The sequence below is a fragment of the Variovorax sp. OK212 genome (assembly GCF_900112425.1).
Classification (GTDB): domain Bacteria; phylum Pseudomonadota; class Gammaproteobacteria; order Burkholderiales; family Burkholderiaceae_C; genus Variovorax.
Map to the genome: position 1 here is coordinate 44975 of NZ_FOLP01000020.1, position 19007 is coordinate 63981.

General features: G+C 69.2%; 16 protein-coding genes and 1 pseudogene. 5 read left to right on the forward strand and 12 right to left on the reverse strand.

Annotation, left to right across the window (positions count from 1 at the left end):
* Positions 1-295: 295 nt before the first annotated feature.
* From BM004_RS33430 to gcvA, 5 genes and pseudogenes are all read right to left on the reverse strand, one after another.
* A complete protein-coding gene (locus BM004_RS33430; protein ID WP_256220168.1) occupies positions 296-1177 on the reverse strand; it encodes a hypothetical protein in 882 nt (293 codons plus the stop codon).
* A 22-nt stretch (positions 1178-1199) separates the two neighbouring features.
* Positions 1200-1412 (reverse strand): annotated as a pseudogene (locus tag BM004_RS33435) (hypothetical protein); the annotation flags it as partial.
* Between the two features lie 125 nt (positions 1413-1537).
* Positions 1538-2320, reverse strand: a complete 783-nt coding sequence (locus BM004_RS33440) for a hypothetical protein (RefSeq protein ID WP_256220169.1) — start codon at positions 2318-2320, stop codon at positions 1538-1540.
* 5 nt (positions 2321-2325) lie between these two features.
* Positions 2326-3024 carry a DUF1345 domain-containing protein gene (locus BM004_RS33445; RefSeq protein ID WP_256220170.1) on the reverse strand — a complete coding sequence of 233 codons (699 nt, stop codon included), beginning with the start codon at positions 3022-3024 and terminating at the stop codon, positions 2326-2328.
* Positions 3021-4013, reverse strand: coding sequence for a transcriptional regulator GcvA (gene gcvA / locus BM004_RS33450; protein WP_093219944.1), 993 nt, complete (start codon positions 4011-4013; stop codon positions 3021-3023). Before gcvA ends, BM004_RS33445 begins: the two co-directional genes overlap by 4 nt.
* Positions 4014-4112: 99 nt before the next feature.
* On the opposite strand from gcvA, the gene BM004_RS33455 reads away from it, so the two are divergent.
* Positions 4113-5573: an amidase gene (locus tag BM004_RS33455; RefSeq protein ID WP_093219946.1), complete on the forward strand. Its 1461-nt coding sequence runs from the start codon at positions 4113-4115 to the stop codon at positions 5571-5573.
* A gap of 15 nt (positions 5574-5588) precedes the next feature.
* Entirely contained in the window at positions 5589-6854 is a 1266-nt protein-coding gene (locus BM004_RS33460) for an MFS transporter (RefSeq protein WP_093219949.1), read from the forward strand.
* 66 nt (positions 6855-6920) lie between these two features.
* Here BM004_RS33460 and mmsB read toward each other — a convergent pair whose 3' ends face one another.
* The 5 genes from mmsB to BM004_RS33485 are packed head-to-tail and all read right to left on the reverse strand — an operon-like array spanning position 6921 to position 12071.
* Complete coding sequence (gene mmsB / locus BM004_RS33465) at positions 6921-7814, reverse strand: 3-hydroxyisobutyrate dehydrogenase (protein ID WP_093134376.1); 894 nt, start codon at positions 7812-7814, stop codon at positions 6921-6923.
* A gap of 40 nt (positions 7815-7854) precedes the next feature.
* The gene (locus BM004_RS33470) at positions 7855-8973 is read right to left on the reverse strand and encodes an enoyl-CoA hydratase/isomerase family protein (RefSeq protein ID WP_093134374.1); all 1119 of its coding nucleotides are present in this window, start codon (positions 8971-8973) and stop codon (positions 7855-7857) included.
* A gap of 28 nt (positions 8974-9001) precedes the next feature.
* Positions 9002-10156: an acyl-CoA dehydrogenase family protein gene (locus BM004_RS33475; RefSeq protein WP_093219952.1), complete on the reverse strand. Its 1155-nt coding sequence runs from the start codon at positions 10154-10156 to the stop codon at positions 9002-9004.
* A complete protein-coding gene (locus tag BM004_RS33480) occupies positions 10153-10551 on the reverse strand; it encodes a lysozyme inhibitor LprI family protein (protein ID WP_093219955.1) in 399 nt (132 codons plus the stop codon). The genes BM004_RS33475 and BM004_RS33480 overlap by 4 nt, the downstream gene beginning before the upstream one ends.
* On the reverse strand, positions 10548-12071 hold the full coding sequence (locus BM004_RS33485) for a CoA-acylating methylmalonate-semialdehyde dehydrogenase (protein WP_093219957.1): 1524 nt from the start codon (positions 12069-12071) through the stop codon (positions 10548-10550). The genes BM004_RS33480 and BM004_RS33485 overlap by 4 nt, the downstream gene beginning before the upstream one ends.
* Before the next feature lie 163 nt (positions 12072-12234).
* Here BM004_RS33485 and BM004_RS33490 point away from each other — a divergent pair, with 163 nt between their 5' ends.
* Positions 12235-13131: a LysR family transcriptional regulator gene (locus BM004_RS33490; RefSeq protein ID WP_093134364.1), complete on the forward strand. Its 897-nt coding sequence runs from the start codon at positions 12235-12237 to the stop codon at positions 13129-13131.
* A gap of 9 nt (positions 13132-13140) precedes the next feature.
* On the opposite strand, the gene BM004_RS33495 is transcribed toward BM004_RS33490, so the two are convergent.
* Complete coding sequence (locus BM004_RS33495; RefSeq protein WP_093219960.1) at positions 13141-13464, reverse strand: hypothetical protein; 324 nt, start codon at positions 13462-13464, stop codon at positions 13141-13143.
* A gap of 189 nt (positions 13465-13653) precedes the next feature.
* On the opposite strand from BM004_RS33495, the gene BM004_RS33500 reads away from it, so the two are divergent.
* A complete protein-coding gene (locus tag BM004_RS33500) occupies positions 13654-16452 on the forward strand; it encodes a hypothetical protein (protein WP_143072600.1) in 2799 nt (932 codons plus the stop codon).
* Positions 16453-16497: 45 nt separating this feature from the next.
* Positions 16498-17901 carry an SWIM zinc finger family protein gene (locus BM004_RS33505; RefSeq protein ID WP_093219965.1) on the forward strand — a complete coding sequence of 468 codons (1404 nt, stop codon included), beginning with the start codon at positions 16498-16500 and terminating at the stop codon, positions 17899-17901.
* 25 nt (positions 17902-17926) lie between these two features.
* Here BM004_RS33505 and BM004_RS33510 read toward each other — a convergent pair whose 3' ends face one another.
* Complete coding sequence (locus tag BM004_RS33510) at positions 17927-18997, reverse strand: DUF4241 domain-containing protein (RefSeq protein WP_177206694.1); 1071 nt, start codon at positions 18995-18997, stop codon at positions 17927-17929.
* Between the last annotated feature and the right edge of the window lie 10 nt (positions 18998-19007).

The following is a 19007-nucleotide window of genomic DNA, read 5'->3' on the forward strand; positions in this document are numbered from 1 at the left end:
CTTTGTTCGGCTTTTGGGTGCCGCAAGTGTGCACCGCGACTCCTAGGGAAAACCCTATTCGAATCGAATCGCAGTGTTCATGAAACTGAAACAATGACGAGGAACTTTCTGGCGTCGCTAACTCAAATGCCCTTTCTGTGCGTAAACGCACTGACATGCGCCCCAAAGGCGGATCCGGAATCCGCTTTTTAGTTTGCGTACTTTTTCTCTAATTCGTCAAGCGGCTGCTTGACGGCACCACGGTCAAGCAGGTTGCATGCCAGCCGCCGTGCACCGTTGCGGGAAGCCTCGGGTCTCAGGACCGCGGCCAGGACCGCACCAGCGTGCGCAGCGCCACCCCGCCGCTGCCCTTGACCTCGGCGCGGTAGGTGCCCACCAGCGCCTCACGCTCGGCCGCGGCCTGCGGGTCGTTGCGCCAGGCCAGCAGGGCCGCCACGTCGGCGTCGGGCGTGGCCGCGATGAGCGCCTGCGTGACCTGCTTCTCGAACTCGCGCGCCACGATCAGCAGGTTGCGCGGGCGCGTGGAGGTCACGCCGCGCGACCACAGCGTGTCGAGCGCCATGTCCAACGTGCTGTCGGGCAGGCCGCTGAGCTGGCCGCCGTTGCCGCGCGCAAGCTGCTTGACGACCGCGCTCATGAGCAGCTGGCTGGAGAAGTCGACCTCTCGCACGTCGGCCACGCTCATGCGTTCGAGCAGCTCGGTGCGCGCCGCATCCGCGGGGCGGGCGCGCTCGCGGTTGAAGAACTCGGCCCGGCCGGCCTCGCTCATGGCGTTGTAGTCGGCACGCAGCTTGGCGAAGCGGGCCACGGCGGCCCGCAATTCAGGGCTGGGCGCGGCGCCGCCATTGCCGGCCGAGGCCACCTCCTGCTGGATGGCGGCCACCGACGCCTTGACGTTGAATGCGCGCCCGGCGGCCGTGTCGAGCGCCTTGAGCGCCTTGCCCGCGATGGCCTGGTCGTCGGGCTCGAGCAGTTCCTTCGCGCCGCGCGCGACGGCGCCAGGTGCGTAGGACGCCTGGTAGCGCGCCTGCACCCCTTCGAACTGAAGCAGGGCCTCGGCGCGGCCCTGGGCCCAGCCCGTCAACGGGACGGCGAACACCAGGGGCGCCAGGGGCAACAGCAGCGACAGGAAGATGCGAGGGGAAGCGAGAAGATGAAGGCGATTCAGGAAAAGCATGGCGCCATTTTGGCGCCTGCGCTCAGGCCGCCGCCAATTCCCTGCGCAACAGCTTGGCCGCCGTGACCATGTTCGACAGCGCCGCCTCGGTCTCGGGCCAGCCACGGGTCTTCAGGCCGCAGTCGGGGTTGATCCACAGGCTCTCGTGCGGCACCACGCCGGCGGCCTTGCCCATGAGGCGCACGATTTCGTCGACCGAGGGCACCCGCGGCGAGTGGATGTCGTGCACGCAGGGCACGTCGGCGCAGCCATGGCTCGCGGACTTCGTGCGCGTCACGCGCGAGAGCTGCGTCAAGAGCCTGCCGGGAATCGAGCTGCTGTAGCCCGCATCGCGCTGTTCCGCTTAGGGCAAAGGAAAAACTAGAACCGCGTCCCCACCGACAACCGCACCATGTTCTGCGGCGTGAAATTCACCTTCGGGTCGTACGCCACACGGACGAACCAGCGCGGCCAGTCGTAGGTGACGGTGAGTCCGGCGCGGCGAATGAACTGCCCGTCGACCGTGCCCTGCTTGGCCAGCAGGTCGACCGTCAGGCGTTGACGCTCGGGCAGCGGCAGGCGGTAGACGAGGTGCACGTCCTGCTGGTCGGGGTTCAGGCGGTTGTCCCGGATCAGCGAGAGCGACAGCGCGGTGCCGTCCGTCCACTTGTAGCCGCCGTACACGGTGTACGAGTCGTTCGGGTCGAAGTTGAGGTTCGCGTAGTTGCGCAGGTTGGTGCGGCCCAGCCCCGCGCCCACGAACCAGCTGTCGCCCGTCTCCACGGCCAGGCTGCCGCCCACGAACCCGCCGGACGCCGCCTGCAGCGACGGCAGCACCCGCACCGGCCCCCAGGTGAAGGTGTGGTCCCAGCCCACGCGCGGCTGCGCGAAGTCGAGCACCGGCGAGCGGAACCAGCCGACCCACACGTTGCCGTCGCCGTAGGTGTAGCGAAGGTTCAGGTCCAGCCCCGGCCCGGAAGGAAGGCCGCCGCCCGAGACGCGGTAGGCGCCCACGGTGAGCTTGAAGGGCAGCTCGGCCGCATCGTCGTCCGCCCACGCGACGGGGGCGAGGCACAGCAGGGCCGCGGCGGCAATGCGCGGGTATGCGCTGGGGTGCGTGCGTGGGTTTGGGCGTGGGTTTGGGCGTGCGTATGTGCGTGCCATCGTGTTCAGAACAGGCTCGCGCCGATGTTGATGAGCAACGCCAGCACCGTGGTGTTGAACAGGTAGGCCAGGATGCAATGCACCGAGCCGATGCGCCGCATGGGCTTGGACACGAAAGACACGTCCGCCGTCTGCCCCGAGGTGCCGATCACCGCCGAGAAGTAGAAGAAGTCGCCGTAGGTCGGCGCGTCGTCGTCCGGAAACTGGATGCCGGGCTTGCGCCGCTGGCCGCCCGCTGCGCCGGCCGGGCCTGCCGGGTCGGCGGCGTAGTAGCCGTGCGCGTAGTGCAGCGTGAACATGACCTGCGTGAAGGCCCACGAAGACACCACCGTGAGCCCGGCCAGCGCGACATGCGCGATCTTCTCGAGCCCGTGCATGTCCTTCACCACCGCGAGCTCGCCGCCGATGGCCGCCAGGCTCGCAATGGCCGACACCACCACCAGCACGAGGATGACGATCTGCCCCTCGTCCTGCATCTTCGCGCGGTAGCGCATGTGCTGCTGCGACGAGCGGGTCATCATGACGGCCGCCAGCAGCACGTACAGGCAGGCGCCCGTGTTCCAGGCGATCAGCAGGCGCGTGACCAGGTGCGCCTCCACCGCCGAGGGCAACAGCACGCCGACCGCGATGGCGATGGCCGTGGCAATGAACAGGCGCGGCCGGACGGCCATCTGGCGCAGGAACGGGTGTCTTGGAATCTTCATGGGGTCCTGGAAGCGGCGCGCCGCAGACCGGCGCGCCGCGGCGGCACGGGGGCCGGGCCTTCGACTGTCGGCGATGCAGTCTTGCGGCGACCTGACGAAACGGGCTTCTTTCGAACCGCTTCGAGCAGCCAGTCACGAAACGCCGCCACCTTGGGCCGTTGCGAGCTGCTCTGCGGGCACACGAGGTGGTACGCGAAGTCTTCGATCCAGCTGGCGCCGCAAAGGGCAACCAGCCGGCCTTCTGCGATCTCGGGCGCCATCATCGCCGCCGGCAGCAGGGCCGCGCCCTGCCCCGCGAGCACGGCCTTCAACAGCAGGCCCGCGTCGTCGAAGGACGGCCCGCGCACCGGCCCGGCGTCTTGTACGCCCTGCGCCTCGAACCACGCGCGCCAGCCCTTGCGCTGCACGTCGTTCACGCGCGGCCAGCGAAGCAGGTCGGCGGGTTGGCCCGGCATGCCGAGCTGGGCCACCAGCGCGGGCGACGCGACCGCCACCATCTCGACCGTGAGCACGCGCTGGCTCGCAAGCCCGGGGTAGTGGCCCATGCCGTGGCGGATGGCGACGTCCACGCCGTCGCGCGCGAAGTCGGCCAGCGCGTGGCTGGTAAGCAGCTGCAGGTCGATGTCGGGGTGCGCGTCCTGGAAGGACTTGAGGCGCGGCACCAGCCACGCGGAGGCGAAGAACGGCGTGGTGCTCACGGTGAGCAGGCCGGTTTCCGCGGGCACCGCCACCTTCTGCGTGGCATCGCTGATCTGGCGGAACGCATGGCGCACCGGCGGCAGGTAGGCCTGGCCCGCGTCGGTCAGGAAGACGCCGCGGTTGACGCGGCGAAACAGCTGCACGCCAAGGTGCAGCTCGAGCGTCTTGACGAGCTGGCTCACCGCCCCCGGGGTTACGCAGAGTTCGTCGGCCGCGTTCTTCACCGAGAGATGGCGCGCGGTGGCCTCGAAGGCGCGCAAGGCGTTGAGCGGGGGCAGTTGATGTTCCATGGTTCAGTAAATCTGAATTGAATCAGGCAGAAATCCTGGTTTGCGGCAAACGCGCAGGGGCCGGAATATTGGCACGTCGACAGCTGAAAGAGAACCACCTTGCGTCACCCCACCGAAACCGATGAGCTTAGATATTCTGATCTTCAGAATCTACCCTGCCTCGACATCGCCACGCTGGCCGCGGCCATCCGGCAGCGCGAGGTTTCGCCGGTGCAGGCCACGCGCGCACAGCTCGAGCGCATCGCCGCGCTCGACGGCCGCCTGCGCAGCTACGCCCACCTGACAGCCGACGCCGCGATGGCCCAGGCCGAAGCGGCGCAGGCCGAAATCGCGGCCGGCCGGTACCGCGGTCCGCTGCACGGCGTGCCCCTCGCCGTCAAGGACCTCTGCGCAACCGCCGGCATTCCCACGGCCGCGGGCATGGCGCTCCACGAGCACCGCGTTCCCACCGAAGACGCGACCGTGGTGAAGCGCCTGAAGGACGCGGGCGCCGTGCTGCTGGGCAAGCTGCAGATGACCGAGGGCGCCTACGCCGACCATCACCCGAGCATCACGCCGCCGGTCAACCCATGGAACGCCGCGCACTGGCCCGGCATGTCGTCCAGCGGCCCGGGCGTGGCCGTTGCGGCGGGCCTGTGCCAGGGCGCGCTGGGCTCCGACACGGGAGGGTCGATCCGCTTTCCCTGCGCGGCCAACGGGCTCACGGGCCTCAAGCCGACCTGGGGCCGCGTGAGCCGCCACGGCGTGTTCGAACTCGCGGCCTCGCTCGACCACGTCGGCCCGATGGCGCGCAGCGCGGTCGATGCGGGGCTGCTGTTCGCGGCCATCGCGGGCCGCGATGCGAACGACCCGACCACCGCCGCCGATCCGGTGCCCGACTGTGCCGCGGCCACCGGCCAGGGCGCGCAAGGCCTGTGCATCGGCTTCGATCCCGCGTGGAACGGCGACGGCGTCGATGCCGTCACGCGCGCGATGCTGGCCGGCGCGGTGGACGCCTTTCGCTCGCTCGGCGTCCGCACCGTCGAACTGCGCGTGCCCGACATGGCACAGGCAGTCGCCGACTGGTTCCCGCTGTGTGCCGTCGAGGCCGCGGTGGCGCACGAGGCCACCTACCCCGCGCACCGTGATGCCTACGGAGCGGTGCTCGCCTCGGTGCTCGAGGCGGGCCACGCCGTGCATGGCATCGAGTTGCAGAGAATCCGCCTGCGCCGCATGGCGCTGCGCGGCCGGGTCGATGCGCTGTTCGACAGCGTCGACCTGCTGCTGGCGCCGGTGCAGCCCTTCGCAGCGCCCACCGTGGCCGAGATGCAGGCGCTCGGCGAGCAGCCCGGGCGCGTGAGCGCGCTGCTGCGCTACACCTGCCCGTTCGACATGACCGGCCACCCCACGCTCACCCTGCCCGGTGGCTTCACCCCCGGCGGACTGCCGCTGGGCTTCCAGCTGGTCGCGGCGCGGATGGACGAGGCGACGCTGCTGCGCGCGGGCGCGGCCTTCCAGCGCATCACAGGCTGGCACCGCCGTCGCCCCGCTGGACTGAAACGCACACCCGCGCCAACATGACTAGGGAGACACCGCATGGACACCCTTCCCACCACCGCTACCCCCGCCGCCACTGCAACCACCTCGGGCAGCCCGCGCCTCTTTCGCGGCTGGCTCGTGGTCGCGGGCGCGTTCGCCGTGACCTTCGTCGGCTTCGGCAGCGCCTACACCTTCAGCGCCTTCGTCGAATCGCTGCAGAAGGACTTCAACGCCTCGCGCGGCTCGGTCTCGCTGGTGTTTTCGCTCGCGGGCTTTCTCTACTTCGGGCTGGGCGTGCTCAGCGGCCCGCTGGCCGACCGCTGGGGTTCGCGCCGGCTCGCGGTGGCGGGCATGCTGCTGGTCGGGCTCGGGCTGGCCGCGGCCAGCCGGGCGCAGAGCCTGGTGCAGGTCTACCTTGCGTACGGCCTCGGCGTGGGACTGGGCGTGGGCGCGTCGTACGTGCCGGTGGTCGGCGCGGTGCAGCGCTGGTTCCTGCGGCGGCGCGGCTTCGCGTCGGGGCTGGCGGTCAGCGGCATCGGCGTGGGCACGCTCGCCATGCCGCCGCTGGCCTCCTGGCTGATCGACACGCAGGGCTGGCGCCACGCCTACCTGGTGCTGGGCGTGCTGGCGGCGGTGGTCGGCACGGGGCTGGCGCTGCTGGTGGAGAACGATCCGCGCGACCGCGGCCTGGGCCCCGACGGCGACCCGCCGCAACCGCAGTCGCTGTCGTCGGCGCCCGCGGGCTTCACGGTGCGCGAGGCGTTGCGCACGCGCCGCTTCATCGGCCTGTATGCGGCCTGCCTGGTCTGCTCGTTCGGGCTGTTCGTGCCCTTCGTGCACCTGGTGCCGTATGCGCTCGACCATGGCGTGGCGCCCGGCTCGGCCGTGCTGCTGCTGGCCATGATCGGCATCGGGAGCACCGCGGGGCGTTTCTTCCTGGGCGGCCTGGCGGACCGCATGGGCCGCGCGCTCGCGCTGATGCTGATGTTCGCGGGCATGGCGCTGTCGCTGCTCGTGTGGGCGGTGTCCGGTGGGTTCGCAGGGCTGGCGATGTTCGCCTTTGCCTACGGCGTGTTCTACGGCGGCTTCGTCGCGCTGCTGCCGGCGCTGGTGATGGACTACTTCGGCGGGCGCCACATCGGCGCGATCATCGGCGTGCTGTACACCAGCGTGGCGGTGGGCACGCTGGTCGGCCCGTCGGCCGCGGGCTTCGCCTTCGACGTCAGCCGCAGCTACCTGCTGCCGATCCTCGCAAGCGCGGCGGCGAACTTCGCGGCGATGGGCCTGTTGATCGCGATGCCGAAGTCGTCGACGTCCAGCTGAAATGCAGGCCCCGCGCGGCAAGCGCCGCGCCGGGCCGCGCCGGACCGTTCCCGCGCCGTCGCTGCCTCAGGACTTCTGGACCAGCTTCAGCACGCTGGAGAAATCGAGCGCGCCGTGGCCCGCGAGGCTGTGCGCCGCATACAGGCTGCGCGCCAGGCCGCCCAGCGGGGTGGCCGCGCGCACGGCGGTGGCGTTCTCCTGCGCCAGGCCCAGGTCTTTCAGCATCAGGTCGGTGCCGAAGCCGCCCGCGTAGTTCTTGGAGGCGGGAGAGGTCTCCATCACGCCCGGCATCGGGTTGTACTTCTCGAGCGCCCAGTTGCCGCCCGAGCTGCGGCGCATGATTTCAGACAGTACCTTCGGGTCGAGCCCGTTGGCCACGCCCAGCGCCAGCGCTTCCGACGTGCCGATCATCAGGATGCCGAGCAGCATGTTGTTGCAGATCTTCGCGGTCTGCCCCGCACCGGCCGCGCCGGCGTGGAAGATGTTCGCGCCCATCTTCTCGAGCACCGGGCGCGCGCGCTCCAGGTCCTTGGTATCGCCGCCGACCATGAAGGTCAGCGTGCCGGCAATGGCGCCGCCGGTGCCGCCCGACACGGGCGCATCGATCATCGCGATGCCCTTGGCGTTGGCCGCCTCGGCCACCTTGCGCGACGTGGCCGCGGCGATGGTGCTGCTGTCGATCACCAGCGTGCCGGCGCGGATGCTGTCGAGCAGGCCGGGCTTGCCACCGCCGCCGAGGAACAGGCCCTCGACGTGCGCGCTGGCCGGCAGCATGCTGACGACCACGTCGGCGTCGGCCACGGTCTCGCCGGCCGAATTGGCGATGGGCAGGCCCTCGCCGCCGAACTTCTTGCAGGCTTCCGCCGAAAGGTCGAAGGCGCTGAGCGTGTGGCCGGCCTTGTGCAGGTTCATGGCCATCGGGCCGCCCATGTTGCCCAGGCCGATGAAAGCGATCTTCATGTGTCTTGTCTCCGTTGTTCTGTGCAGGAAATGGTGAGAGTCAGACCAGCGAGGCCAGCTCCGGCGGCATCTCGCCGCGCGGGCGCAGGTGGTCTTCGATGAAGGCGGGCGTGATCTCCTCGAGCGTGGCCGGGTTCCAGCGCGGGTTGCGGTCCTTGTCGACCAGCACCGCGCGGATGCCTTCGGCAAAGTCCTTGTGCGCGCAGAAGCCCAGCGAGGCCCAGTACTCCAGGCGGAACACTTCGGCCAGCGACATGCGCGGCACGCGCTGCCAGAGCTCGAAGCTCAGCGCGGCCGAGCTCGGCGCGCCCTTGGCGAAGGTCTTGGCGGCGCCCTGCAGCCAGGCGTCGTCGCTTTGCAGTTCGCGCATGCGCCTGGCGATGTCGAGCAGGTCGTCGCCGGCCATCAGCGCGTTGATGGCGTCGTAGTGCTCGCGCACCTTCGAGGGCGGCATTTCAGCGCCCTCGCCGGCCTTGGCCAGGATGCGCGACAGCGTGGCACGGTCGGCCCTGGCGTCGCCGCCGGCCCATTGCGTGGAGGCGATGGCCGCCAGCACGTCGGCCTTGCGCTCCTGCGGCACCAGCACGTCGGCCAGGCCGCAGAAGATGGTGTCGTGCGCGTTGACGTTGGCCGCCGTGAGCGCCAGGAACAGGCCCGTGCGGCCCGGCGTGCGGCGCAGGAACCAGCTGCCGCCCACGTCGGGGTACAGGCCGATGTTGATCTCGGGCATGGCGATGCGGCTTTGCAGCGTCATCACGCGGTGCGAGGCGCCGGCCAGCAGGCCCACGCCGCCGCCCATCACGATGCCGTGGCCCCAGCACAAAAAGGGCTTGGGAAAGGTGTGGATCAGGTGGTCGAGCTCGTACTCTTCGCGGAAGAAGTCTTCGGCGTAGGTGTTGCGCTCGGGGCCGCAGTCCAGCAGCGTCTGGTAGAGCTGGCGCAGGTCGCCGCCGGCGCAGAAGGCCTTCTCGCCCGCGGCCTGCAGCAGCACGCCGACGACGCCGTCGTCCCGTGCCCACTCGCGCAGCTTGGGCGTGAGCAGGCGCACCATGTCCACGGACAGCGCGTTGAGCGACGCCGGGGCGTTGAGCGTGGCCACCGCGAAGCGCTGGCCGCCGGCGGTCTTGATTTCGTCGAAGAGAACTACGTTGTCGGTCATTGTTTGAAAGATTCCATGTGCACGACGCTCAGCGGATGTCGCTGTCGCCTTCGAGCAATTTTCGCGCAACGATGACGCGCATGATTTCGTTCGTGCCTTCGAGGATCTGGTGCACGCGCGCGTCGCGCACCAGGCGCTCCAGCGGGAACTCGCTCAGGTAGCCGTAGCCGCCGTGCAGCTGCAGCGCGTCGTTGCAGACGTTGAAGCCCGCATCGGTCGCAAAGCGCTTGGCCATCGCGCAGTAGGTGCTGGCGTCGGCATGGCCCGCGTCGAGCTTGGAGGCCGCGAGGCGCACCATCTGCCGCGCCGCGACCAGCTCGGTCGCCATGTCGGCCAGCTTGAACTGCAGCGCCTGGAAGCTCGCGAGCGGCTTGCCGAACTGCTGGCGCTCGTGCAGGTAGCGGCGTGCCGCGTCGAGCGCGCCCTGCGCCGCGCCCACCGAGCAGGTCGCGATGTTGATGCGCCCGCCGTCGAGCCCCTTCATGGCAATGCGAAAGCCCTCGCCTTCCTTGCCCAGCAGGTTCTGCGCCGGCACGCGCACGTTGTCGAAGTTGATGGTGCGCGTGGGCTGGCTGTTCCAGCCCATCTTGTGTTCCTTCTTGCCGTAGCTGACGCCCGGCGCGTCGGCCGGCACCGCGAAGGCAGAGATGCCGCTCGCGCCCGCGCCGCCCGTGCGCGCCATCAGCACCAGCACGTCGGTCGCGCCCGCGCCCGAGATGAAGGCCTTGCCGCCGTTGATGACGTACTCGGTGCCCTGCAGTTCGGCGCGTGTCTTCAGCGAGCCCGCGTCAGACCCCGCGCCCGGCTCCGTGAGGCAGTACGAGGCCAGCTTGCGCCCGCTCGTCAGGTCTTCGCCCCACTGCGCGGCCACCGCGTCGCTCGCCCAGGTGCCGAGCATCCACGTCGCCATGTTGTGGATGGTGATGAAGGCCGTGGTCGAGGGGTCGACCGCGGCCATCTCCTCGAACACCAGCGCCGCGTCGAGCCGCGGCAGGCCGAGGCCGCCGATGCGCTCGGGCGCGTACAGGCCGCAGAAGCCCAGCTCGCCGGCCTTGGCGATGGCCTCTTTCGGGAAGATGGCCTCGGCGTCCCACTGCGCCGCGTGCGGCGCGAACTCGGCTTGCGCAAAGCTGCGCGCACTCTGCGCGAAGGCGTTCTGTTCTTCGGAAAGTTCGAAATTCATTGCTCGCGACCCTTCCAGCGATCCAGTTCAGCGCTTCGTTTGAGGGTTGATTTTTCCAGGCAGGAGCTGAACACCAGCGGCCAGATGGAGCCACCCTCGTTCGCCTTCGCCGCACGCTTGCAGGCGGGGTCCCGGCCCTTGAGCCAGGCCCGCTGTTCGTTGCGCAGCGCGACGCGCATCTGCGGCGAGAGCGTCTTCATCACCTCGCCGTACCGGATGTTGAGCGTGGCGTCGGCCGCACGAAAATCGCGCGCCGCGCACTCGTTCATTTCCTGCTGGTTCCCGTTGGGGTTGCAGTCGGTCGCGCCGGCGTCGGCAGCGGCCTGCGCCCTGCCGGCGAGCAACGCGACCGTCGCCACCGCGCCCCAGGCCGCGATGCGAAACCCTCGCCTCATTTGAGGCTGATGGTGGTGTTCACGCCGTGCGAGACGGTGCTGTCGTCGAACCAGCGCGCCGTGACGGTCTTGGTCTGCGTGTAGAACATGATGACCTGCTTGCCGTACGGGCCCAGGTCGCCGAGCTTCGACGCGCGCGAACCGGTGAACGAGAACATCGGAACCGGCACCGGAATCGGCACGTTGATGCCGACCTGGCCCACGTCGATGTCTTCCTGGAAGCGGCGCGCCGCGGCGCCCGACTGCGTGAAGATGGCCGTGCCGTTGCCGTTCGGGTTGCTGTTGATCAGCTCGATGGCTTCGTCGATGGTCTCGGCATCGGCCACGCACAGCACCGGGCCGAACACTTCCTGGTCATAGATCGTCATGCCGGGCTTCACGCCGGTGAAGATCGTCGGGCCGACGAAGTTGCCCTTCTCGAAGCCGGGCACGGTGGGCTTGCGGCCGTCGAGCACCAGCTTGGCGCCGTCGGCCTCGCCGCGTTCGATGAGGTTGTTCACGCGGTCGTACGCTGCGCACGACACCAGCGGGCCCACGTCCACGCCCTTCTCGGTGCCGGCGCCGATCTTCAGCGTCCTGGCCTTCTCGATGAGCTCGGGCACCCAGTTGCGCGCATCGCCCACCAGCACCGCCACCGACACCGCCATGCAGCGCTGGCCCGCGGCGCCGAAGCTCGCGCCGGCCAGTGCGTTGAGCGTCTGCTCCTTGTTCGCGTCGGGCATCACGATGGCGTGGTTCTTCGCGCCCATCATGCATTGCGCGCGCTTGCCGGCCAGCGTGGCGCGGTTGTAGACGTGCGTGCCGACCTTGGTGGAGCCGACGAAGCTGATCGCCTTGATGTCCTTGTGGTCGCAGATGCCGTTGACGATGGCTTCGCCGCCGTGCACCACGTTCAGCACGCCGGGCGGAATGCCGGCTTCGAGCGCCAGTTCGCACAGGCGCATGGTGACCATCGGGTCTTGCTCGGAGGGCTTCAGCACGAAGGTGTTGCCGGTGACGATGGCCATCGGGAACATCCACAGCGGGATCATCGCGGGAAAGTTGAACGGCGTGATGCCGGCGCACACGCCCAGCGGCTGCAGCAGCGTGTAGGTGTCCACGCCGTTGGCCACGTTGTTGGCCAGTTCGCCGAGCTGCAGGTTGCCGATGTTCGAGGCGTGCTCGACCACCTCGAGGCCGCGGAACACGTCGCCCTCCGCATCCGGCAGCGTCTTGCCCTGCTCGGCCGTGAGGATCGCGGCGAGCTCGCCCATGTTCTCGCGAATGAGCTGCTGCAGCTTCAGGAAGATGCGCGCGCGCGCGCCGATGGGCGTCTTGCGCCAGGTCTTGAAGGCTTCCTTGGCGGAGGCGACGGCGGCGTCCAGCTCGGCCGGGGTGGCGAAGGGCACGCGGGCCAGCACCTGCTGCGTGGCCGGGTTGACGACGTCGCGCCATTCGGTGGTCTTGGATTCGACCAGCTTGCCGCCGATCAGCAGCTTGACGGTGGCGACTTGCGTCGAGGGGGTGGTGGTGGCGTCCATGAGGGTTTGTCTCCAGTGAATACGGGTGCCGGTTGAACCGGTTCAGCCACGCATCCTAGCTTTGCAGATTTGCCATGACAATAGACAAATATGCGCGGCCGCTTTGCAAAAATGCAAAGCCCCCTCCTCGATGGCGCGGCGATCCGGCCACACAAGGGCACACATGGACTGGGACAACCTGCGGTACTTTCTGGAACTGGCCCGCTCGGGCACGCTGATGAGCGCGGCGCGCCGGCTCGAGGTCGACCACACCACGGTGGCGCGGCGCATCCAGGCGCTCGAAAAAGAAGTCGGCGCCCCGCTCTTCTCGCGCGAATCGGGCGGCCACCGGCTCACCGAGGCGGGCCGGCGGCTGCAGCCGCAGGTCGAGGCGATGGAAAGCGCGTTCCAGGCCGTGGAGAGCACGGCGCCGGCTTCGCAGGAAGGGCTGTCGGGGCTGGTGCGCATCGGCGCGACCGAGGGCTTCGGCACGGTGGTGCTGGCGCCGCAGCTGGCGCTGTTCGCGGTGCAGCACCCCAAGCTCACCATCGACCTGCTCGCCATGCCGCGGCTGGTGCACCTGTCGCGGCGCGAGGCCGACATCGTCATCTCGCTCGAGCGCCCCGCGCGCGGGCCGGTGGTGGTCAGCAAGCTCACCGACTACACCTTGCGCCTCTATGCATCGAAGAAGTACCTGGCCGCGCACAAGCCCATCAAGACCCGCGAAGACCTGCGCGGCCACACCTTCATCAGCTACGTGGACGACCTGCTCTTCAGCAAGGAGCTGCAGTACCTGGACGAACTGCACCGCCCCGACGCCTTCGCGCTGCGCAGCACCAGCGTGCTCGCGCAGCACAGCGCGGTGGTGGCCGGAGCGGGCATCGCCGTGCTGCCGGCCTTCGTGGCGGAGAACGACGGCGCGCTGAAGCCGGTGCTGCCGGGCCAGGCGAACTTCACGCGCACCTTCTGGATGTCGATGCCGGCGGAGACCAAGCACCTGGTGCGGATGCAGGCGGTGTGGGAGTTTTTGCGCAACACGGCGCAGGCGCAGCAGCAACTGTTGCTGTTGCCCCCGGCCTGAGGTCGCGCCTCAGCCCCGCGGCGGGGCGATGTCCGGAAAGTTCTGGGCCACGAAGTCGACCACGAAGGCCTGCGGGTCCACGCGATGGTTCTCCGTGTCCGCATGGTCGAGGTAGCGGCGCCAGAAGTGCCGGATCCTGTCGGGCACGTCGTCGGCAAAACCCATCTGGCTGCTGACGATTTCCTGCCAGGTGCCGCTGGCGCTGAAAGTCTGCGCGAGCCGGGGCTCCAGCGCCTCGAGCGTGGCCCGTTTCTGGTCGTCGAGCTGGTCGATGGCGTCGAGCACCAGGCAATCCACCAGCCGCAGCAGCGGCCTTCCTTCGTATCTGTTCATCGTTGTGTGCCGCCTTGTCGTCGGCTTTCACAGGTTGTCGCCCGTCGACCGGGCTCGCGCTGCGATTTTGCTGCAAGCGCAGATCGACATGGCGTTTCCGCAAGGGCTGCAATGGCCCGCCGGGACGGCACTGGGTGCCGAGGGCTTGCTATAGAGTCGCGGCGCTGCCTTCGCGCACCGGCAAACCCGATGCACGCAACCGTGAGCGCACCACAGGATCACTTCGCCGGAAAAATGCAGGAAATCTCGAACACCATCGACACCGGCAGCTACGCCGAGCTGCTCGACACCATCCGCGCACTGAACCCCAAGCAGCGCAAGGCCGCCGCCAGCTGGATCACGGCGGACTGGAAGCAGCGCGCAGCGTCTTCCTCCTTCGCGCACCCGCGCGATGCCACCGAACCCTTCGCCCGCTGGATGCGCCTACTGGTCGCATTGACGGCCACGGCAGCCGACCCCAAGAAGGCGTTGGCCATTCCCGTTCGGCACTTGTATGCGGAGTACGGCATCCCCTGGCGCGCCGGCGAGAGCATTCCCGCGCCTGCCAGCGCCGAGGCCATTGCCGCTCTCGCGCAGAGCGCGATCGCCCGTGGCCCCGAATGGTGCGCGCACTACATGCAGCTTGTCGCCGACACAAAGAAATCCAGGCCGATGTTCGTGGATGTACTGCTGCTCATGGCACATGCGCATGCGCTCGCACTGCCGACCACGCCGGTCATGAGCGAACTCTGGGCCGTCCGCTTCAGCCACATGCTGCCCTCCGACCGGCAGGTGGCGGACCCGTCTCTCTACGCGCACACGGCGCCGGCATTGGAACTCGAACACATCGACGGCAACTGGTCGGTGCGGGGCCGCGATGTCATCGTCCACAGCGCGCACGAGGCCGTGCGCCTGGGACAGGCCACCGGGCCCATGCTGCTGTCGCTGTTCGACCATCGGGACGCCGTCGGCACCATGGTGCGCAACGGCGGGCAGCTCGCCATGGACCAGGCCGCGGAGGTGGTGGCCAAGCTGGTTGCGGACGGCGTGGTCGACGCCTCGCAACTGGCACGCCAGGCCATCGCAGCGTTGAGCCGTGGCGACTCGGTGAGCTGCCAACGGCTCCAGACGCGGCTGCTGATGACGGCGCACGGCGCCACCGAGGTCGTGGTCGAACAGGCCCGCGTGCTGGCCAACCTGATGGGCAGCGGCACCGGCGCAGCCGCGAGCGCTGCGCAGGAACTGCTGAGCCGCGCCGATGCAGCGGCCGCGCTGCCCGACGACCTGTTCGTCACCGGTTGCCAGATGGTGTTCGCGCGCAAGGAAAAGGGGCTGCGCCAGGAACAGCTGGCCTGGGCCAGGCAGCGTGCCGCGCGCGCAGCTTCGGCGACGTCGGCGGTGCTGGGTATGACCGAGGCACTTCTTTGCGCCGATCACGCCTTGCAGAAAGATGCCGCCGCGGCCGTCGAGGCGGCCTGGCCCGCGCTGCCAGCACACGCGCACGCGGCGATCCTCGCGCAGATAGAAGCGAGCGGGGGCGTGCTCGACGACAAGCTGTACCGGTCGCTCTGGGAACGCTGCACCGGAGCAGCGCCAGCGTCCGCGTCAGCAGCGGAAGGTGCCCGGCAGCCGGCAGCGAGCTCGGCCCCTGAACGCGTGGGCCTGGTGAAGCAGCGTTTCGAGCCCTTGGCAGACCCCTCGCGCATGCCCGCCGAGGTGAAGTTCAGCTTGAACGCCTACCGCCTGGCACGCGATGCCTACCAGTTCGAACGCGCGATCCAGGCGGGCGTGGATGCCATCAACGGAGGCCAGACCGCCTGGGGCCGCGCGATCGCCGAGCAGCTTGGTGGCGACATGTCGTTCTGGCTGGGCATTCGCTTCGACACATTCAAGGGACGCGACGTGTCCGTGATCGCCTGCCTGCGCTTGAAGGAACTGAAAGAGGCCTTGGAGCGGGGAAAGCCATTCACCTTCATTTCGACGCCCAGCTACGCGCATGGCGCGATCGCGCCCGCCCGCCTGGTTGAACGCCTGGCTGCGCTGGCCGTCGCCGGCCAGACAGCCATGCCCTACGACCTGCTGACGGCCCTGCTGCGCACGGAGCCCTGCGAGCCGGAAGCACTGGCTGCGCTGCGCGCGATCGGCAGCACCCAGGCGATCATCGCCACGGAATTCCTGGCGGCCGGCGGGGCGATGCAGTTGCAGACGCGCTGGCTCGTGGTCGGTGGCCCCGGTGCGCCCCATGCCCAACGCCATTGCGAGTTCGCCGAATGGCTATCGCCCGAAAGGCGCGAGGTGTGCGTTGCCATGCCGCCCATGCCACACCCTCCGGCCATCGACGGCGTACGCCTTGAATGGACCTGGGGCTTCGAACCCGAAACCGCCCCTGTCGCGAGCGAGTTCGACATGGCGCCGAACTGGATCACCCCCGTGCTGCCGAACAACGCCGAAGCGCTGGCGGCGCTGCACCTGTGGGGCTTTCGCCGAGCCGGGCTCGAATACGGCACCGACGGCGGCAAGGTCGTTGCCGAAAGACTGCCCTTGTTCCTTGCCGCCCACGGGCCGGCCGGGCCCGCACTCCACCTGGCGATCCTCTATGCCATGACGGCCAACGACGCGTCGCCTCGCCTGGCGGGCAGCGACGCGCTCGTCACGCTGCTGCAACAAGGCCGCTGCGACGGCGCGCTGGCCTGTCAGTTGCTCACTGCCTGCATCGATTGCGGCAGCGTCAAGCCGGGTCGCCTTGCCGCTTCGCTGGCGCAGGTGCATGAAGCCGGCGAGACCGCCGCAGTCTGGGAATTGGTGCGTGCGGGTGCGATCGCAGCCCTGGGCATGGCGCGCGCACCGGCCGCCACGGCCGATCTGCTGGAACTGGGGGTTCGGGTTGCCAAGGCACTGGGTGTCAAGGAACGCATTGCGCAGCTCGCCGCGTTTGCGGAAGGCATCAAGGGCAAGCCCAACAAACTCGAAGCGCAGGCGCTGCGCCTGCATGCCTGCCTGACCGACTGATGGACTGATGGACCGCCATACCCACTGAAGAAGCGAAGAGCCCCCATGCAGACACCCACCGCCGATCTCGTCGACACCGGCTATCTGCGCGAATCGCGCTTCATCGACCGGCGCGACCGTGACCAGCAAGGCGCGCTGGTGCTCGAAACGGCCGTCGGCCTCACGCCCCACGGCCTGGTACAGCACCCCGTGCTCTTCAGCGGCCAGGTGCTGCGGCCCGACGTGGCGGCCGGCGGGCTGCGCAGCCTGGTGGAGATCGCCTCCACCCGCTACTTCAATCCGATTCCCGGCGGCTTCGCCTCGCTCGACCCGATCGTGACGGCGCAGGGAGACCGCCTGCGCTGCGAGGCCTTTTCAGCGTGCAACGGGGTCTATGCGCGGCTGGACCTGCTCGGCCAGAGCCTCGACGAACGGGCCCTGGGTTTCGGCACGACCAACATCGACATCAACCCGCTGCTGGCCCTGGCGCTCGCGGGCATCGCGCAGCACGAGCCGCTGCACCTGCAAGTGGGCCCCGAGCAGATCACCTTCGCGATGCCGGGCGGCCAGCACACCGAACGCAAGGTCGCGCTGCCGGAGCGCTGGGTGCGCGCGCTCGCCGAGACGCAGTGCCTCGCCAGCGGCATGGTCTTGCGCGCCGAACTCGACGGCATGGCATGGCGGCGCTTCGCGCAAGGGCTCAGCACGGCCGGCGGCAACGGCGCGGGAACCAGCCTGTGGGTCGTGCCCAGCCCCGGTGGCCTGCGGCAGACGCGGCGACCGCAGCGCGGCGCCGTGGCGCTGAACGGCACAGCCCGGCTGTCCGCCATCAGGAGGCTCCAGCACCTGGTGCAACGCGTGCGCATGTACGGACCCGAGGTGTCGGAGAGCACGCCGAGCGCCATCGGCGTGTGGGAATTCCAGCTGCCAGGCGCGCGCCTGTCGCTGATGCTCTCACCCGAACCGTACCGCGGCTTCTCGGGCGAAGGCGCGGTGCTCGCCTCGCTGGGCCGCGCGGACAACGCCGATGCGCAAACGCTGTCGGCCCTGCTGGCCTGGGAGCCTTGCATCGATCCCGCCGCGCTGGCGCAGGAAGCGCAGTTGCCGGTCGATCGGGTCGGACACGCGCTGACCGTGCTGGCCACCAGCGGCCAGGTTGGTTTCGACCTGCATGAGCAGCGCTACTTCCACCGGCAGTTGCCTTTCGGCGAAGACAGGGTGCGCCACAACTATCCGCGGCTCGAAGCCGCCAAGAAGCTGGTGGCCGACGGCGCCGTGAGCACCCAGGCAGACCGCCATCGCGTGGAGGGCGAGCACGGCACCTACTGGGTCGTGCCGCACCAGGGACGCTTGCAATGCACCTGCCTGTTCGAGGCCAAGTACAGCGGCACGCGCGGACCCTGCAAGCACGCGCTGGCGGTTCACCTGTTCACAGGGCTGCCGGCGGTTGGCGGCGCCGATGCGCGTTAGACAGGCAGACGAGCGGCGACGCGGCTCAGGAGAACAGGCGCCTCCAGAGGCTCTTGCCCGCAGCCGGCTCGGCAGCAACAGCGGCCTCGGCTTTTTCGAGCAACTCGATCAGCCCCGGCACACGCGGCTTCTTGAGGCGGCGCGCATAGACCAGGTAGCTCTCTTCCTCGTCCACCGTATAGAACTGCGGCGGTGTGGGCAGCGATGGCATCGTGCCCAGCAACACGCCCAGAGCTTCCAGCTGGTTCATGCGGATGGCGCTCGTGATCGCGGTTTCGCCCAGCGACGGAATGATCTCGTTCGCACCGGCCACGCCCTCGGCGAGCAACGCCCGGGCCGCATCGGTATCTCCGCGGACAACCGCCGCGCCCAGTGCGTCGAGCGCCGCCAGCTTCTCGGGCGACAGGCTGGCCTTGTACGCATCGCCGCGCTTGTCGTCTTCGTCGCGCGCGTCGCCGCCCTTGATCGTCATGAAGTCGGTGACCAGCGCGACAGGCTCGCCGGCCGCGTCGAAGGCCCAGAAGCTCGGATAGGTGCCGTCGCCCCAGCCCGCGCTGAAGATGACGACGTTGTTCGCGGAGCCTGCGCCCAGCGGGTAGTGGTCGACGCTGCGGTCGTCGCCCATCTCGGCGTCGATCACGTTGTCGAAGTAGCTCACGTAGTCGGGGTCGGCGGACTCTTTCGCGTCGCGCTCGGCCATGGCGGCGGGCGTGTCGGCGTCCATGAAGCAGCCGACGCCGGCATCGACCGGATAGCCGAAGAATTCGCCGTCGCCCAGCGCTTCGGGGGACTCGCCTTCGCGCAGGGCCAACGCCCATGTCAGATCGCCAGCCGCGAGGCTGGCGCGGTCCCGCAGCCACAGCACGGCCAGCGCATTGCGGCCCTTGTCGTGCAGCAGCTCCACGTCGAAGCGCCCGCGCACCTGCACGTTCACGGCGAACGGTGCGCGCTCGGGCTGCACCAGCGCGTCGCAGGCGACGACGCGCCCGCTCGTGATGTTCAGCGCGCCGCAGCGCTTGCGTTGCAGGTGACGCGCGGCCAGCGCGGCGTCATCGAGAAAAAGGGCTTGCAGGTTGTCGTTGTCGAGGTAGGCCATGGGGCCCAGT

What these genes read in the sequence shown, in the direction of transcription:
- BM004_RS33430 (WP_256220168.1), bottom strand. Translation starts at nt 1,177, where the DNA reads ATGCTTTTCCTGAATCGCCTTCATCTTCTCGCTTCCCCTCGCATCTTC.
- BM004_RS33440 (WP_256220169.1), bottom strand. Translation starts at nt 2,320, where the DNA reads ATGGCACGCACATACGCACGCCCAAACCCACGCCCAAACCCACGCACG.
- BM004_RS33445 (WP_256220170.1), bottom strand. Translation starts at nt 3,024, where the DNA reads ATGAAGATTCCAAGACACCCGTTCCTGCGCCAGATGGCCGTCCGGCCG.
- gcvA (WP_093219944.1), bottom strand. Translation starts at nt 4,013, where the DNA reads ATGGAACATCAACTGCCCCCGCTCAACGCCTTGCGCGCCTTCGAGGCC.
- BM004_RS33460 (WP_093219949.1), top strand. Translation starts at nt 5,589, where the DNA reads ATGGACACCCTTCCCACCACCGCTACCCCCGCCGCCACTGCAACCACC.
- mmsB (WP_093134376.1), bottom strand. Translation starts at nt 7,814, where the DNA reads ATGAAGATCGCTTTCATCGGCCTGGGCAACATGGGCGGCCCGATGGCC.
- BM004_RS33470 (WP_093134374.1), bottom strand. Translation starts at nt 8,973, where the DNA reads ATGACCGACAACGTAGTTCTCTTCGACGAAATCAAGACCGCCGGCGGC.
- BM004_RS33475 (WP_093219952.1), bottom strand. Translation starts at nt 10,156, where the DNA reads ATGAATTTCGAACTTTCCGAAGAACAGAACGCCTTCGCGCAGAGTGCG.
- BM004_RS33480 (WP_093219955.1), bottom strand. Translation starts at nt 10,551, where the DNA reads ATGAGGCGAGGGTTTCGCATCGCGGCCTGGGGCGCGGTGGCGACGGTC.
- BM004_RS33485 (WP_093219957.1), bottom strand. Translation starts at nt 12,071, where the DNA reads ATGGACGCCACCACCACCCCCTCGACGCAAGTCGCCACCGTCAAGCTG.
- BM004_RS33490 (WP_093134364.1), top strand. Translation starts at nt 12,235, where the DNA reads ATGGACTGGGACAACCTGCGGTACTTTCTGGAACTGGCCCGCTCGGGC.
- BM004_RS33495 (WP_093219960.1), bottom strand. Translation starts at nt 13,464, where the DNA reads ATGAACAGATACGAAGGAAGGCCGCTGCTGCGGCTGGTGGATTGCCTG.
- BM004_RS33500 (WP_143072600.1), top strand. Translation starts at nt 13,654, where the DNA reads ATGCACGCAACCGTGAGCGCACCACAGGATCACTTCGCCGGAAAAATG.
- BM004_RS33505 (WP_093219965.1), top strand. Translation starts at nt 16,498, where the DNA reads ATGCAGACACCCACCGCCGATCTCGTCGACACCGGCTATCTGCGCGAA.
- BM004_RS33510 (WP_177206694.1), bottom strand. Translation starts at nt 18,997, where the DNA reads ATGGCCTACCTCGACAACGACAACCTGCAAGCCCTTTTTCTCGATGAC.